Genomic DNA, 14213 nt, shown 5'->3' with positions numbered 1-14213 from the left:
ATGATCGAGATCCCCAAACAAACAGCGGAAGTTTTCGAAATTCTCAGCAAAGGCCAGTTCATTTGCTCCAACAGCACCAAAGATGCCATTCGAAAACTTTATAATGCAATCAGCCAGGATTTCGAGGCCTATTACGAATACTTTTCAGGAATCAACCTCATCCTTGAAGAAGGGGACGAATATTATCATTTTGTGCGTGCAGAGAACCGTGCTGAAATAGAACGTAAGCTGGAAATTGCCATGAAATGGATCGATATTCTGGATTTTCTGAAGACCTACGACAATAGCTTTGGTTCCGGGTTCCGCTTTCGTATAGCTGATATACTGGCCCGGACGAGTGTTGACGCGGACCTGAAAAACAAACTGGAAGGCTTAAAGAAATATGCTCCTGGGAAAGAGAAATATACCGATATCATGGAAAAGGTATTAGATCATCTGGTAAGGGATAATTTCATCGAACTTGAAAATGATATTTCCCAGGAGTATAAGACGCTATCCTCGTTTACTTACCTTGAAAAATTAGTCCTGACTATCAATATTCCCGAAGATATACAGCATGAGATACCTCAATAAAATCATTTTTATCAATAGTGCCAATATTGCTTATGCGGAAATAGGTATTGCGGGGAATGTGCACTTCATCGGAACGCAGGGAGTGGGAAAAAGTACCATCCTTCGCGCTATACTGTTTTTTTATAATGCAGATAAAACGAAGCTGGGCATTGAGAAAGGCAAGCGGTCTTTTGATGATTATTATTTGCCGCACGGCAATTCATTTATTGTTTATGAAGTGGTTACGGAAACCGGTCTTTTTTGCGTTCTTGCTTACAAATCGCAGGGCAGGGTCGCTTTTCGCTTTATAGACGGCGCTTATGACCGGGCCAATTATATCAGCACCGATCATAAAGCAATGATTTGGGACCAGGTAAGGAATACATTTTCCGGTACTTCCGTTTATACCCGTAAAATTGAACGCTATGAAGAATACCGGGATATTTTATATGGAAATAATAAAGGGCTTCCTGCACAGTTCAGGAAGTATGCCATGATTGAAAGCCGGCAATATCAAAACCTCCCGCGTACCATCCAGAATGTTTTTCTAAACTCTAAACTGGAAGCTGAGTTTATAAAGCAAACGATCATCATGTCGTTGAATGAAGAAGACATAAAGATCGATCTGGATCAGTATGCTCTGCATTTAAAGAATTTTGAACAACAGCTATCGGATATCGGAAAATGGACTGAACGCTCCCGGTCTGGTGAGGTCGTAGTTCGCATACTGGCCGATAAGATAGCTGGCTTGCATAAAACGGTGGGCTTTCTGGAACAGGAGAAAGTACACCTCGTTCGCTCACTTTTCCACGTTCATTCCAGCCTGGAACAAGCTTATCCTGGATATGTTAAACGACTTGACCAGCATAGGGAGAAACACGCCGTTGCTGTAAAAAAAGTCGAAGAGGCGGACCAGAAGTTCCGGGACAAAAGGGATAAGATCAATAAAGAGATCACCTTGATGGATGCTAAACTAACGGAAATAAGGCGCAAGACGGAAAACTATGACCAGATCGGTATTCATCGCCTGATAGAACGCGTTGCTAGAAGATCAGAATGGGAAAGCCGGAAAACCAATAAGCAGGCGGAACGGGCTTTATTGGTCGGTCGCTATCAGGAGATCACCAATAAGTATGAAGCTTTAGCTCTCCAGTTACAAAATCAGCTGGACCAGTTTATAAATGAAAAGAATACCTTAGGTAATGATGTCAGGGCCGCTTCTTACCTCAAAAAGGAGGAGATAAGAAAACAATATGACAAGATAATGGCCGCCATTGAGCGGGAGCATGCGGATATTAAAAAGGATGCCGAAGCTGCACTCAGCGAAAAAAGAGAACTGGTGCATCAACTGGAGTTAAAAAAGAAGGAAGCCGAACTAAAGCGTTGGTTTGAAAATGAACTGGTAGCCAGCAATAAGGCCATTGTAAATGCCGACCAGAAACTTTTGGTTATAAAAAACGAAAGATCAGCCAGTAGAACGCAGATCGAATCACTTCAAAAAAACTGGGACCTCGATGTCAAAAGAAGTGAGGTTGAATACACGCTTAAACGGGAAAAAATTGAAGCACAGATCGTCGCCGCCGGGAGGATGGCCGAAGAGAACGCAGCGGTTATTGCAAACAGCAGGAATTCGTTCTACGAATGGCTGCACGAAAATAAACCAGGCTGGGAGCAGAGTGTTGGTAAAGTGGTTGATCAGCGGTCGGTACTTTTCAATTCCGGGCTGTCGCCTAAAATGGTGCAGCCGGATCATCCGTTGATTTACGGAGTTGAACTCGACCTCTCTGGTGTGACCAGCGATGTTAAGTCTATTGCGGATTATGAACAGGAAATCCAACAACTCAATAACGACATTGCGGCCTGCCAGGTATCTCTGGCTGCATTGACAGAAGAACAGATGGTGGAGGCCGACAAACTAAAGAAGAAATATCAGCCGCAGATAAGAGCACTAAAGGATTCGATCGCGCTCCGTGAATACGAAGAAACGAAGCTTAGGGAAAGTCGTGAGGCTTCGATACTGGAACGTGATGAGTGGTTGCGAAAGGCAGAAAGTGAACAAAAAGCAGAGGTTACAACGATCAAAGCACATATTGTTAGCGCCATTGAAGAAAGATCATCGGCGGAGGAACAACTTTTGGTGTTTCAAAAAACCATTAAAAAGCGGCTTGATGATAAAAAGAAGGAAAGAGATCAGCGGCTCGATGCCGAAGATCAGGCCTTACACACTGAACTGGAAAAAGCAGCAGTTGATATTGCTGAAGAGCGGAACCGTATAGTCCTAAGAAAAAAGCAAATTGATGAACAGGGTAAAAAGGCCCTGGAAAACGAAGGCGCTGACGTTGCCCGCATCACTGCTTTAGACCAGGAACTAACGGAGGTGGAAGCGGAGCTCGAATATATTGAGGCCAACCGTGATCAGGTAGCGGAGTATAATAAAGATAAACGGGAGTTGTTTGACCATGTGGATGATTTTAAAGCGGCTAAAAAGCTGGCGGAAACCAAACTGTCGGGAGAGCAGCAACGCTACGAGGCCGGAAAGGCAAAACTACAGGAGACCGTTGACCAGTTAAATGAGGTCATTAAGGCCGAAAATCAGGCATTGAGGGAAATGGGAGAAGATCTGAAAGCGTTTGAGGACTTTAGTAAAACAGATACGTTTCTGCGGCTGGCTGATCATTTCGATGAAACAGGTAATGAATCGGGTACCAGTCTGCGGCTGACAAAACTGATTGCAGCAATCTCGGATAAGATCAATGAAGCTATATTACGGATGAATGATCTGCGCGGCAGCATAAACAGGTTCCTGAGTAATTTCTCTTCAGGGAATATTTTTGGTTTTGAAACCAGTCTGATCGATGATGAAGAATACCTCAGGTTCGCCGACAGTCTTAGCGAGTTTTTGGAGGAAAATAAAATTGAAGAATACGAAAAGCGCACCAACGAACTTTTTGCGACCCTGGTCTTCCAGGTGAGTAAAGAGACGACGGAACTGGTCTCTAAAGAAGCCATCATTAACAAGGTGATCAACGACATCAACCGGGACTTTGTGGAACGTAATTTTGCCGGTGTGATCAGGGGTATAGAACTTCGGATGTCTCCCAGTGCAAATAAGATTGTTACCTTATTGCAGGAGATCCGTTTGTTCAATAACGATTACGCGATCTCACTGGGTGGTGCCAATTTGTTCAGCAATGATGATACCGTGCATAACAACAAACGTGCGGTCAGTTATCTGAAAAGCTTTGCAGCTGAAATTGCCGGATCAAAACAAGGTGAGGTGACACTCTCGGATACCTTTGAACTCCAGTTCAGGATCGTTGAAAATGAAAATGACAGCGGCTGGGTCGAAAAGCTAACAAATGTTGGATCTGAAGGGACAGATGTGCTGGTAAAGGCCATGATCAATATCATGCTGTTGAATGTTTTTAAAGAGAACGCATCTAAAAGGTTCAGGGATTTTAGGCTGCATTGTATGATGGATGAAATCGGCAAGCTGCACCCAAATAATGTTAAAGGCATTCTTAAGTTTGCTAACGATCGCAATATTATGCTTATCAACAGCTCTCCGACATCGTATAATGCCGTTGACTATAAACACACTTATCTGCTGACCAAGGATAGCAAGCATGCCACTCTTATCAAGAGACTAATCACTAATAATATGGGAAATGCAACTGAGTAGTGCATTGGCGGATAAGTTACTTCGGTTAGCGCATGGAGAGCGCCTGCCCGCCAGCAGCCTTAAATTTGCTCTGGTTGCCGAACTGATATCAGAAGGGATTATCATAGACCAAAGAAAGGGGCGGACAAAAAGCACGTTGTACGTTCCTGACCCTGTGTCTTTGCGTGCATACATTAACAATCGCTTTTCTATATCTGATTTGGAAGCATATTTAGCTACACTGCGTCAAGATGACTTTTTGAGGGCTGATCTGGCGCGGCATGCATCGGATTCAAAGAGAAAGGTGGTTAGAACATTTAAAGGGTTTTTAGTGAATAGTTACCAACCCGTCGTTGCCATGCTGGGTGGGAAAGAAATCATTATTCAGCCGCCTCCTGGCACCTTTCAATTCATTCATAATTATGAAACTTTTGTTCCGGATCCGGATGTATTGATTGTCAATGTTGAAAACGCGGAAAATTTCAGCAGGATCGCTGAACAACGACACCTGTTCGAGGAGATTTCTCCATTATTTGTAAGCCGTTATCCACAAAATCAGAACAAAGACCTTTTGAACTGGCTGCGCCGCATTCCTAACTCCTATCTGCACTTTGGTGATTTTGATTTTGCCGGGATTAATATTTATCTGAATGAATATAAACGTTCATTAGGCGAACGGGCAAAATTCTTTATTCCAAACGACATAGAATCACTGATCGCCAGGTTTGGCAATCGAAAATTATATGACCGGCAAAAAAAAAGTTTTCATGCGTCAGAAGTCGATGAGCGAGGCATACTTGAACTCAGTCAGTTATTGCATCGCTATAAAAAAGGTTTGGAGCAGGAGGTATTGATTCAGTTGGTCTGAGATAATATCACCTAAATCTTATTTAGGCTTTTATGAAGCTTTCCGGTTTTTTTTTAATAACCTTTTTGTAAATTAGAAATCTGATCGAAAAAGTTTAAATATTCATTCTCACAGTATTAACGCTACTGACTTATGAGCCTGCACCTTCACCTTCTCAAAAAAATTGGTTTATTTAAGTTAGGCCTATTGATGATGATTTTTTCATCAATTCATACCTCAGCTCAATTGTTACATCCTGATGCTGTAAAATACCGGACTGGATTTTACAATAATTACTACAAGAACCCTGATTCGGCCATATTCTATGCCCGAAAGCTGGCATCAGATCCGAAATACGCCAGCTTTCTGCGGCAAGCCGTACATGAGGATATTTTTTTCTACTTTTCAGATGAGGTTAAACAAAAGTTTAAAGATGCCAGCCTGAAGAATAACGACGCCGACTGGAAGAAAAAATACAATGAGTTTTTATTGCCAATATATAATACCTTACATAAAATGTCTACCGATGCCAGTCCGCTGGTGGTTAATACTTCAAAGCCGTTATTCTTGTGGGCTAAGGTGCATGGGCTCCAACAAAATGTCGACAACAATAAAGAACTGGAGAAGTCGGATAGGGCAGGAGTGCAAAGTCTGGTTAAAGACAAGCCAGGGATGCCCCTCAAAAGTCCCCGCAACACGGCGGATATTGCCCGGACTAAACAGCTTGTAAAAGAATTTGTTGCCTTTCAAACTACCCAGGAGAACTCTTTTCAGGATAAAACAGGTACTTATGCTTTGTTGATGTACAAAGACATAGCTAATGAGAAGACGATGCAACGCCAGGCTGAAGATTTATTGTCGGCTACTATGAAGTCGGCTTTGGGCGCTATTCAGAATATCAATGTAAACACGGCACCGGATATTGCCATAGCAAAAAGAGCCTGGAACCGCTACCTCTATGCCGCCGCCAACTATTTTAAGGCCAATGCCCTTACTTTGGCCGGCGATCATCAGGCCGCCGGAGCATATTACAAAACAGCGGCTGAGTATAGTCCCGATCTTACTGACCTGCGCAAACCTAATGATATTAGTAGCGAGGTATATCTTTTCGGAAATAAACAACCTGAGTATTTTCAGCTGGCCTATGTTAACTATCTAAAAAAGTATGGAGATAAAAACCAGATGTTGTCGGCTCTTACACAAATAGCGTTGCGCAATCCGGTGGATCATAAGGCCGGGTTAGCCGCTTATTTTGCAGCTAATTTTGCGCAGCGCGAAAATTTTAACACCTACTGGCGTAGGGCAATCAATACAGGCCTGGATAAAGCTCCGTCAATATTCATAAGGAAAACAGACGGCAGCAATTATTCTTCAGCTCAGAATGCTGGTAAATGGATATTAGTCGACTTTTGGGGAACCTGGTGCGGCCCTTGCCGCATAGAGCATCCGGATTTACAAAAGCTTTATTTGAAGAGTATTTCGGATACTTCAGCGGGCCTGGATATTATCACCATAGCTTGTCAAGACACTAAAGAGAAAGTATCTGCTTACATGAACGAATTTAAATACACCTTTCCGGTAGCGATGGAAGATCAAAAAATACTTAGCACTTACAACGTCAATGGCTTCCCCACTAAAGTGCTGATTACGCCCGAAGGTAACTATTTGGTTATTCCTTTTAACAGCGACTGGTTAGCGTTTATTGATCGTTATACACGTGATTAGCTAAAAATAAACGCAATAGTGCTCAATTTACCTGTCCATCGATTTATCTATGTGAAAATGTGAAGATATGTTGCTGAATTGACTTATTTTTAGCTCGGAGGCTGCGCTGGCTCCTTAAATCAAGGCTGAATAGGAAATTAATGGATAGCAATAAAACTACTGCAATAACTCTGCAAACAAAAAAGCATTTCGAAATACTCGACGGATTAAGAGGCGTCGCCGCACTGGCGGTTGTAATATTTCATTTTATGGAATGGGCTTACACCGATTTCACTACCAACTTCATCGCGCACGGCTTTTTAGCTGTCGATTTCTTCTTTTGCCTTTCGGGATTTGTGATAGGCTATGCCTATGACGATCGTATTGCAAAAATGGGCGTACTAGAGTTCTTTAAATCGAGGATCATCAGGCTGCATCCGCTGGTTATAGCAGGGTCGGTGTTAGGTCTGCTGGCGTTTTTGTTCGACCCGTTTGGCGGCCATCCCGAATTGTACAGCACCGGTAAGATCATACTCGCGTTTGTTTGTTCTCTGCTGCTAATCCCCCTGCCCGTAATAGAAGATCGCGGATTTAACCTGTTCAGCTTTAATGCGCCTTCCTGGTCGCTGTTTTGGGAGTACATAGCCAATATTTTCTATGCATTTGTGCTCTATAGGATCAAACGTGGCCTCCTGCTGCTGTTGACGATCATCTCGGCCGTGGCTATTTGCTGGGTGGCTTACCGCTCGGGCAATTTGTTGGGCGGCTGGAGCGGACCGACCTTTTGGGATGGCGCTGCCCGTATAGCGTATTCTTTTCTGGCAGGACTGCTTATCTACCGTTCGAACTGGATCATCAAAAATAAGCTGGGCTTTGCAGGCATCGGCGCATTATTGTTCCTGGCCTTTTTAATGCCATTCTCAAAGTGGAACTGGTTGTCTGAACCTTTCGTGGTAGTGTTCTACTTTCCTTTGCTGATCGCTTTAGGCGCAGGGGTAACGTTGACAGGGGGCTTGAAAAATGTTTGCGTGTTTTCCGGAAAGATCTCTTATCCATTGTACATGACCCACTATGCAGTGTTATGGATGTTCGGGAATTATTATACCACTCATAAACCGGATACTATGCAGCTGACGTTCATAATTATAGCCGCATTAATTCTGCTGATTGGGGCAGCGTATCTCGTAATGGTTGTTTACGATATCCCTGTAAGGAAATATTTAACCGATAAACGGAACCGAAGACTTGCCCGGCTGGAATCAGTTAATACTGAAAAACCCCGGTCATGATCTCTATTTGATCCACGTTCTGCCTGGTAGACCTCAAAGTGGGAGACGACGAACAGACCGACATTATGATGAAGAAAGAACTGTAGTGATGCTTCCGGTGGAACGATGTTTTGCATATCAAAACAAGTTTATCTAAGTTTGATACATACTTTAAACATAGAGATCCAACCATAGCCTGATTGTAATATGACATACTTAAAAAGAATAGCAGTTGCCATCATTGTCGTGTGCCTGCACCTTGGCTCATTCGCCCAGCAGGCGTTATGGGGAGGCCAGAATATCGTTTCGCCGGAAGTTGCTGCAGATAATACAGTAATATTTCGCCTTCATGCTCCTCAGGCAACGAAGGTGCAGGTTACCGGCGATTTCCTGCCGACTCAACGGGTCGATAGTCCCTACGGTAAGACCGACGCTCCCGGAGTGGCCGGTCTTGTAAAAGGAACTAACGGGATTTGGGAGTATAAGACAGCTGCTCCGCTGAGCCCCGAACTGTATAGTTACTCCTTTATTGTTGATGGGTTTAAAACGACCGATCCCAATAATGTATACCTGATCCGCGATGTTGCCTCTGTTACCAATGTCTTTCTGATTGGCGGCGGCAAGGCAGATCTGTATAAAGTAAATAAGGTGCCCCACGGTACGGTATCCCGTAGATGGTACAATAGTCCCACCTTGAAGATGGACCGCCGTATAACCATTTACACTCCCCCGGGATACGAAGCCAGTACCAAACAATATCCCGTATTTTATCTGCTCCATGGTATGGGTGGCGATGAAGAGGCCTGGATTGCGTTAGGGCGTACAGCTCAGATCCTCGACAACCTGATTGCACAGGGAAAAGCTTCTCCTATGATCGTGGTGATGACTAATGGTAACGCAGCCCAGGAAGCTGCTCCCGGCGAATCATCCCTTAACTACTACAAGCCTACCATGCAGCTGCCTAAAACGATGGAAGGCTCGATGGAAGAAAGCTTTCCTGATGTAGTCACTTTTATCGATAAGAACTATAGGACTATTAAAAATAAAACCGGCCGGGCCATTGCGGGACTGTCTATGGGCGGTTTTCATTCACTCCACATATCAAAACAGTATCCTGACATGTTCGACTACGTCGGGCTCTTTTCGGCTGCTATCATGCCGGATAAGAATGCTAAATCCCCTGTATATGAAAATATGGATGAAAAGCTGAAGGTTCAGTTTAGCAAGAAGCCAAAGCTATATTGGATCGGCATCGGCAAGACAGACTTTCTGTATAAAGCAAACGAGGAGTTCCGTAAGATGCTCGACGAAAAGGGTTATAAGTACACCTATCACGAGTCGGAAGGCGGCCACATCTGGAGGAACTGGAGAATTTATCTCACTGATTTTGCTCCTCTCTTATTCAAATAAGGCTTGTTCGGGGCCTTTTTGTTATCAAACAGAATATCGCGCCTCTTATTCGATCGTTATTTCTCCAAGGTAATGGCTCGACGAGTTATCTCCGGAAGGGGATGAATAGAACATGAAAATATGCCAAATGCCCCGGGCTGCATCATCGTCTTCTATCTTAATCATCGCCTCGCCATCTTTTCTCTCGTAATCCGAAGTGTTGATGATATGGATGTTCGCTACGCTGTTGTATAATATGAGCCTGACCTTGTCTTCAGCAGAAACAAAAGAATTCCTCACAAGCGTTTGCCATCTGATCAGAAATGCACCTTCTGCTGTATATTCAGCGGTGGCATCCACTGGCTTCGGGAGACTTCCGCGGCTAAGCACTATCCTGCTGAAGTCAATGATCCATTCATCTTCTTTTTCTACGAAAGCCCATTTCAAATTATAACCAAGGGCAATATTATATGCCGTTTTATACCGGGTATCTTCCTTATAACTAAATTCAAACACTTTCGATAAAGGACTGAGAAACGCCGTCATCAGCTCGAACTTATGTTGCTGCAGGAGCTGGGCCTCGCTGGCCTCTTTATGCGAGGGCCTCGAAAGCCCGCGGATATAATCGATCTTTTTCCATCTGCTGCCCACCACACTTCCGGCTTTTCCTGAGAATGGCCCGTTAATACCTCTTCTGTATATGCCCATATGATTTTAATATTAGTGTTAAGTTATACGTAGTAAGTTATAAGTATAAACAGCCCGGGATTAATTCTGCCTGTCCGTTGATCCTCCAAGGTTCCTTAATATTTCATTACCCCGGTAACCGGCAAGCTGCTCCTTCTCCAGTGCACCGGCACTATCTTCATCTGTATTTCCTTCTCCAGCGTGAAAGGCGGTCAGTATTTCGGCAGGCGACCAGTCCTTCCCATTCAAATACCTTCTGCCAACCACACTATCTTCAGTATAGTAGTGAAGAGACATGCAGACAAACAAAATGCAGCCCCCAGGAACAATGGGTGTGAAACTCCATTCAGCAGCTGCGTTCTCTCTCAGTTTAATGTCGACCTCCCTGCGCTCCATCCGGATATAATACTCCTGGCGAAGGTTCAATGCTGTGACGCTGAAGCATAAAGAACAACGGACCTGCGACTGGGACGGCGGGTAGACGACACTTTGCTGTCCCGAAAAGGCGGGCAGGGAAATTAAAATAGTATAGTTTTCGTCAACTGACACAACAGGCTGGACTTTAAAGGCCTTACCTGCAGGCGATTTAATATTAAACTCGAAACCTGAGAAGCCTCTTAAGTCGGCGTCGTGAAGGTCGCGCTGCAGGATTGCCTTGCCGCCCGAGGCTAAAGACTCTTTTATCAGGGCGTTGAGGCGGTTGGTGATCCCGCTGTCGTATGCCTCGCAGACGTAACTCATTGCCCGTCGGATGACTTTACCCGTCGTGCTCACCAATCCCCATTCTCCGCTGCACTTTTTGGTTTCCTGTGTCTGATGGACATAATCAGGTATAGTCTGTACTACATTCTTATTATTTAAAACGCGGTTAACCTTATCTCCAGCTTTCCCCCTCAGATTCCCCGCCTTGTCTCTGATTGCCATATTCTTAAAATTTAGTTAAACAAGAAGATTTTATAGTAATAAACAATTTTCGGGTAGGAAAAGTTATAGAATTGTATGACCTTTATAGGAACACCGGTCATGAACGGATTGGGGTGAGTGCACGGTGAGAGCACAGTGAGTGCACGGTGAGTGCACCTTTCGCCGGAAAAAGGTGCACTCACCGTGCACTCACCCTGCACTCACTGTGCTGTTATGTCGAATCAATCTCCTACCAGGGCAGAAGAGTGCCCGAACCATTCTAGGATTTCGTCACCGTTGATCACTCTGTTTGGATGCTCTGACAAGGCCAGGGATAGAGGTGGATGTCGATTCGTTGTATATAATACGGATATAGATAAAGAATAATTATTTTAGTATTTTTGTATGTATCTGAAATAAAATAACATGGAGCTTATTTTGAAGTCGAATAACGAGGAAAGCCTCGCAAAGATAATTGCTTTAGCAAAGACTTTAAACGTGGTGGTCGAAAAAAGGCGTACTGATTTTAATAAGACAACGAGAGTTGATCTGAAAAATCGGATAGTTAGTTTCAAAGCCAATAATTTATCCTCGTTTGGTGACGCAGCAGAATGGGAAAAGAGTCAGCGTTCAGATCGTGAATTGCCTTTTTCGTAAGTATGGCCTTTCTTTTAGATAGTAATATTATCATCTATTCATATTCGACTGAATATGCGTATTTAAGAGAGCTAATAGTTAGTGACTCCTGTGTATTGTCAGAGATATCCAGGGTGGAAGTACTGGGTTACCGTGGATTAAAGAAAGATGAAGAAAAGTACTTTAAAGACATTTTCGAGTATGCACCAGTAATTCTTCCAGATCAAGGTATATTTAATGTCGCTATCGAAATTCGTAAAAAGTATAATCTAAAACTGGGTGATAGCTTAATTGCAGCTACAGCATCAGTTCATCAGCTTGAAATCTATACAAGAAATGTGGTTGATTTTGAACGGATTAAGGAATTAGTATGCATTAATCCTATCCAAGGATAATATCCCACCTTTAATTTAAAATTATTTTAACCGCAAATCAGATTAAAGGCGATTTAAGTGGTTATAAAGAACGCGAGATAATCCTCAGCTACAGATACAGCGTGTTAATTATTTAATAATTACTTCATTTTTTGTTAACAAGATGTAATACTAACCCAGCGTACTTTTGTCGGCAGGAAGATTTTTACAGAAACCATAGTATTTGTAGATAACTACAGATTTTATTTGATAAAAATCGATAAATTTAGCTTGTCGTTTCGTTGCAGATAAGTTTTTAGAGTTTAGCTTATTAAACATGTATAGTATAAAGGGCGAAGGTAAGAGTCGGGAAGAAAGAGGCGGGTCTGGAAATGAAATGGACCTCAAATCCATATTTGACGAATATTACGATCGCTTAATTTATTTTTCAGTTCAGCTGATCAATAACAGGGAGCAGGCTCAGGATATCGTTCAGGAAGCATTCGTTAAATACTGGGATTACCGGGAGAACATTGCGTATGAAAGGTGCGCGGTGAAAAATTATCTGTACACCACTGTAAAACATCTCAGCTTTAATGTCCTGCGGCATAATAAAATCGTTGATAACTATGCGCAGAAACAGTCGCTGACAGAGCTCGCTGATCAGCCGGTTATCGACGCTATTATTACATCAGAAGTTCTGGCTGAAATCCACATGGCGATACAATCGCTTCCCGAAAATTACCGTATCATCTCTTTAAAGGGCTTTCTCGCAGGTAAGAAAAACCATGAGATTGCAGATGAGCTGGGCATGTCTGTAAATACTGTAAAGAAACAAAAGCAGCGGGCTTTGCAGCTGCTTCGCCTTAAACTTACATCCGACTTGTTCGCCATTCTTCTGTGGCACGCATCATAATTTTTTTTTGAGTTTTTTATCCGCTTTTGAAACTCGCGTGTCTGTATGGTGTAGTCGATGGAAGAGTTTGAAAATCATTATGAAATAGGCGCCCTGGTATTAAAGTACCTGAAGGACGAACTAAGTACTGCTGAAAGAGCAAAACTGGATAAATGGTTGCTGGAAAGTGATCATAACAGAGAATTATTTGAAAAGGTTACTAACCCTCATTTTGTTGATCCTGAGCTTAAAAGCTTCTCTGCCAGCAATAAAGAACTGGCGTGGCAGAAGATAGAAGAAGCAACGAAACGGAAAGGTGCTGTTACTCCGCGTGTAAGGAAAGACCGCAAAATGTTCAGGTATGCTGCCATTATAGCTCTTGTTTCGGTTTCCGCCATCTTGACAGTCTATCTGTTTAAACAAAAAGGCCATCATTCTAAAGAAACCAGTCAACTTGTTCATAATGATATTGTACCCGGAGGAAACAAGGCTGTGCTTACGCTGGCTGACGGTACGAAGATCGTGCTGGATGAGGCAAAAAACGGCCGTCTGGCACAGCAACAGAATGTTGTTATCACTAAAGCAAAGGACGGCCAGCTGATCTATGATCTCTCCAGATCCGGAGACCGGACTTCAGGAGAAACGACCTATAATACGATTGCTACGCCGCGGGGAGGACAATACCAGCTGATACTGCCGGATGGAACGAATGTATGGCTCAATTCTATGTCGTCTTTGGAATTTCCAACTGTTTTTAAAGAGAATGCGAGAAGGGTTGAACTGAGCGGTGAAGCTTATTTTGAGGTTGCAAAAGATAAAACGAAGCCTTTTTATGTAAGCGCAAAGGATATGGAAGTGAAGGTGCTGGGCACCCATTTCAACATTGCTGCTTATTCAGATGAGGACAATATGCGGGCAACTTTACTGGAAGGTTCGGTTAAAGTGAACAGGGGCGTGATGGAGTCGCTTATCAAGCCCGGACAAGAAGCTCTTGCAACATCTGGTCAAAAAGGATTTACGGTCAGGCAGGCCGATACAGAAAAGGCGGTCGCCTGGAAGAACGGCTATTTCCTGTTCAGAGATGAATCTATAGAGAGTCTCATGACAACAATCAGCCGGTGGTATGATATGGATGTGTACTACGATGGCGAGATGCAGGATAAAATATATGGTGGCAAATTCTCTAAAACGAGTAATCTGTCGGAGCTTTTGAAAAGTTTAGAATTGACGGGCACCATTAAATTCAAAGTGGAAGGAAGGAGGATAACGGTTATGCCATAAGTTTATTTAAGATGTCCTTTACAGAAAAAATCGAGAG

General features: G+C 43.3%; 12 protein-coding genes. 10 read left to right on the top strand and 2 right to left on the bottom strand.

Translation table 11 applies throughout. The features are described 5' to 3' along the window. The 6 genes from BDE36_RS18075 (at position 1) to BDE36_RS18050 (ending at position 9442) form a co-directional block, all read left to right on the top strand. Entirely contained in the window at positions 1 to 573 is a 573-nt protein-coding gene (locus tag BDE36_RS18075; protein WP_235904296.1) for a condensin complex protein MksE, read from the top strand. Further along, positions 557 to 4234 (top strand): ATP-binding protein, encoded by a 3678-nt coding sequence (locus BDE36_RS18070; protein ID WP_141815982.1) that lies wholly within the window; start codon positions 557 to 559, stop codon positions 4232 to 4234. The genes BDE36_RS18075 and BDE36_RS18070 overlap by 17 nt, the downstream gene beginning before the upstream one ends. Beyond that, positions 4221 to 5081 carry a DUF7281 domain-containing protein gene (locus tag BDE36_RS18065; RefSeq protein ID WP_141815981.1) on the top strand — a complete coding sequence of 287 codons (861 nt, stop codon included), beginning with the start codon at positions 4221 to 4223 and terminating at the stop codon, positions 5079 to 5081. Before BDE36_RS18070 ends, BDE36_RS18065 begins: the two co-directional genes overlap by 14 nt. 189 nt (positions 5082 to 5270) lie before the next feature. After that, positions 5271 to 6785, top strand: coding sequence for a TlpA family protein disulfide reductase (locus BDE36_RS18060; RefSeq protein WP_161987689.1), 1515 nt, complete (start codon positions 5271 to 5273; stop codon positions 6783 to 6785). Between the two features lie 140 nt (positions 6786 to 6925). Then, on the top strand, positions 6926 to 8053 hold the full coding sequence (locus BDE36_RS18055; protein ID WP_141815979.1) for an acyltransferase family protein: 1128 nt from the start codon (positions 6926 to 6928) through the stop codon (positions 8051 to 8053). Between the two features lie 186 nt (positions 8054 to 8239). Further along, complete coding sequence (locus tag BDE36_RS18050; RefSeq protein ID WP_141815978.1) at positions 8240 to 9442, top strand: esterase; 1203 nt, start codon at positions 8240 to 8242, stop codon at positions 9440 to 9442. Between the two features lie 45 nt (positions 9443 to 9487). On the opposite strand, the gene BDE36_RS18045 is transcribed toward BDE36_RS18050, so the two are convergent. Further along, positions 9488 to 10129: a DUF6266 family protein gene (locus BDE36_RS18045; protein ID WP_141815977.1), complete on the bottom strand. Its 642-nt coding sequence runs from the start codon at positions 10127 to 10129 to the stop codon at positions 9488 to 9490. 60 nt (positions 10130 to 10189) lie between these two features. Then, on the bottom strand, positions 10190 to 11032 hold the full coding sequence (locus BDE36_RS18040) for a hypothetical protein (protein ID WP_141815976.1): 843 nt from the start codon (positions 11030 to 11032) through the stop codon (positions 10190 to 10192). Positions 11033 to 11437: 405 nt separating this feature from the next. On the opposite strand from BDE36_RS18040, the gene BDE36_RS18035 reads away from it, so the two are divergent. The 4 genes from BDE36_RS18035 to BDE36_RS18020 all read left to right on the top strand — a co-directional run bounded on the left by BDE36_RS18035 (position 11438) and on the right by BDE36_RS18020 (position 14176). Further along, on the top strand, positions 11438 to 11668 hold the full coding sequence (locus BDE36_RS18035) for a hypothetical protein (RefSeq protein WP_141815975.1): 231 nt from the start codon (positions 11438 to 11440) through the stop codon (positions 11666 to 11668). Between the two features lie 2 nt (positions 11669 to 11670). Beyond that, the gene (locus BDE36_RS18030; RefSeq protein WP_141815974.1) at positions 11671 to 12042 is read left to right on the top strand and encodes a type II toxin-antitoxin system VapC family toxin; all 372 of its coding nucleotides are present in this window, start codon (positions 11671 to 11673) and stop codon (positions 12040 to 12042) included. A 295-nt stretch (positions 12043 to 12337) separates the two neighbouring features. Beyond that, positions 12338 to 12916 (top strand): RNA polymerase sigma-70 factor, encoded by a 579-nt coding sequence (locus tag BDE36_RS18025; protein ID WP_141815973.1) that lies wholly within the window; start codon positions 12338 to 12340, stop codon positions 12914 to 12916. Positions 12917 to 12973: 57 nt separating this feature from the next. Continuing rightward, positions 12974 to 14176 (top strand): FecR family protein, encoded by a 1203-nt coding sequence (locus BDE36_RS18020; RefSeq protein ID WP_141815972.1) that lies wholly within the window; start codon positions 12974 to 12976, stop codon positions 14174 to 14176. The last annotated feature ends 37 nt before the right edge of the window (positions 14177 to 14213 follow it).

The organism is Arcticibacter tournemirensis (genome assembly GCF_006716645.1).
Lineage (GTDB): Bacteria > Bacteroidota > Bacteroidia > Sphingobacteriales > Sphingobacteriaceae > Arcticibacter > Arcticibacter tournemirensis.
The sequence above is the reverse complement of the archived record's forward strand: the minus strand, read 5'-3'. Positions and strand labels throughout refer to the sequence as shown.

Coding starts and splice junctions, on each gene's coding strand:
- BDE36_RS18045 (WP_141815977.1), bottom strand. CDS start 10,129: ATGGGCATATACAGAAGAGGTATTAACGGGCCATTCTCAGGAAAAGCC.
- BDE36_RS18070 (WP_141815982.1), top strand. CDS start 557: ATGAGATACCTCAATAAAATCATTTTTATCAATAGTGCCAATATTGCT.
- BDE36_RS18025 (WP_141815973.1), top strand. CDS start 12,338: ATGTATAGTATAAAGGGCGAAGGTAAGAGTCGGGAAGAAAGAGGCGGG.
- BDE36_RS18060 (WP_161987689.1), top strand. CDS start 5,271: ATGATGATTTTTTCATCAATTCATACCTCAGCTCAATTGTTACATCCT.
- BDE36_RS18030 (WP_141815974.1), top strand. CDS start 11,671: ATGGCCTTTCTTTTAGATAGTAATATTATCATCTATTCATATTCGACT.
- BDE36_RS18050 (WP_141815978.1), top strand. CDS start 8,240: ATGACATACTTAAAAAGAATAGCAGTTGCCATCATTGTCGTGTGCCTG.
- BDE36_RS18040 (WP_141815976.1), bottom strand. CDS start 11,032: ATGGCAATCAGAGACAAGGCGGGGAATCTGAGGGGGAAAGCTGGAGAT.
- BDE36_RS18020 (WP_141815972.1), top strand. CDS start 12,974: ATGGAAGAGTTTGAAAATCATTATGAAATAGGCGCCCTGGTATTAAAG.
- BDE36_RS18035 (WP_141815975.1), top strand. CDS start 11,438: ATGGAGCTTATTTTGAAGTCGAATAACGAGGAAAGCCTCGCAAAGATA.
- BDE36_RS18065 (WP_141815981.1), top strand. CDS start 4,221: ATGCAACTGAGTAGTGCATTGGCGGATAAGTTACTTCGGTTAGCGCAT.
- BDE36_RS18075 (WP_235904296.1), top strand. CDS start 1: ATGATCGAGATCCCCAAACAAACAGCGGAAGTTTTCGAAATTCTCAGC.
- BDE36_RS18055 (WP_141815979.1), top strand. CDS start 6,926: ATGGATAGCAATAAAACTACTGCAATAACTCTGCAAACAAAAAAGCAT.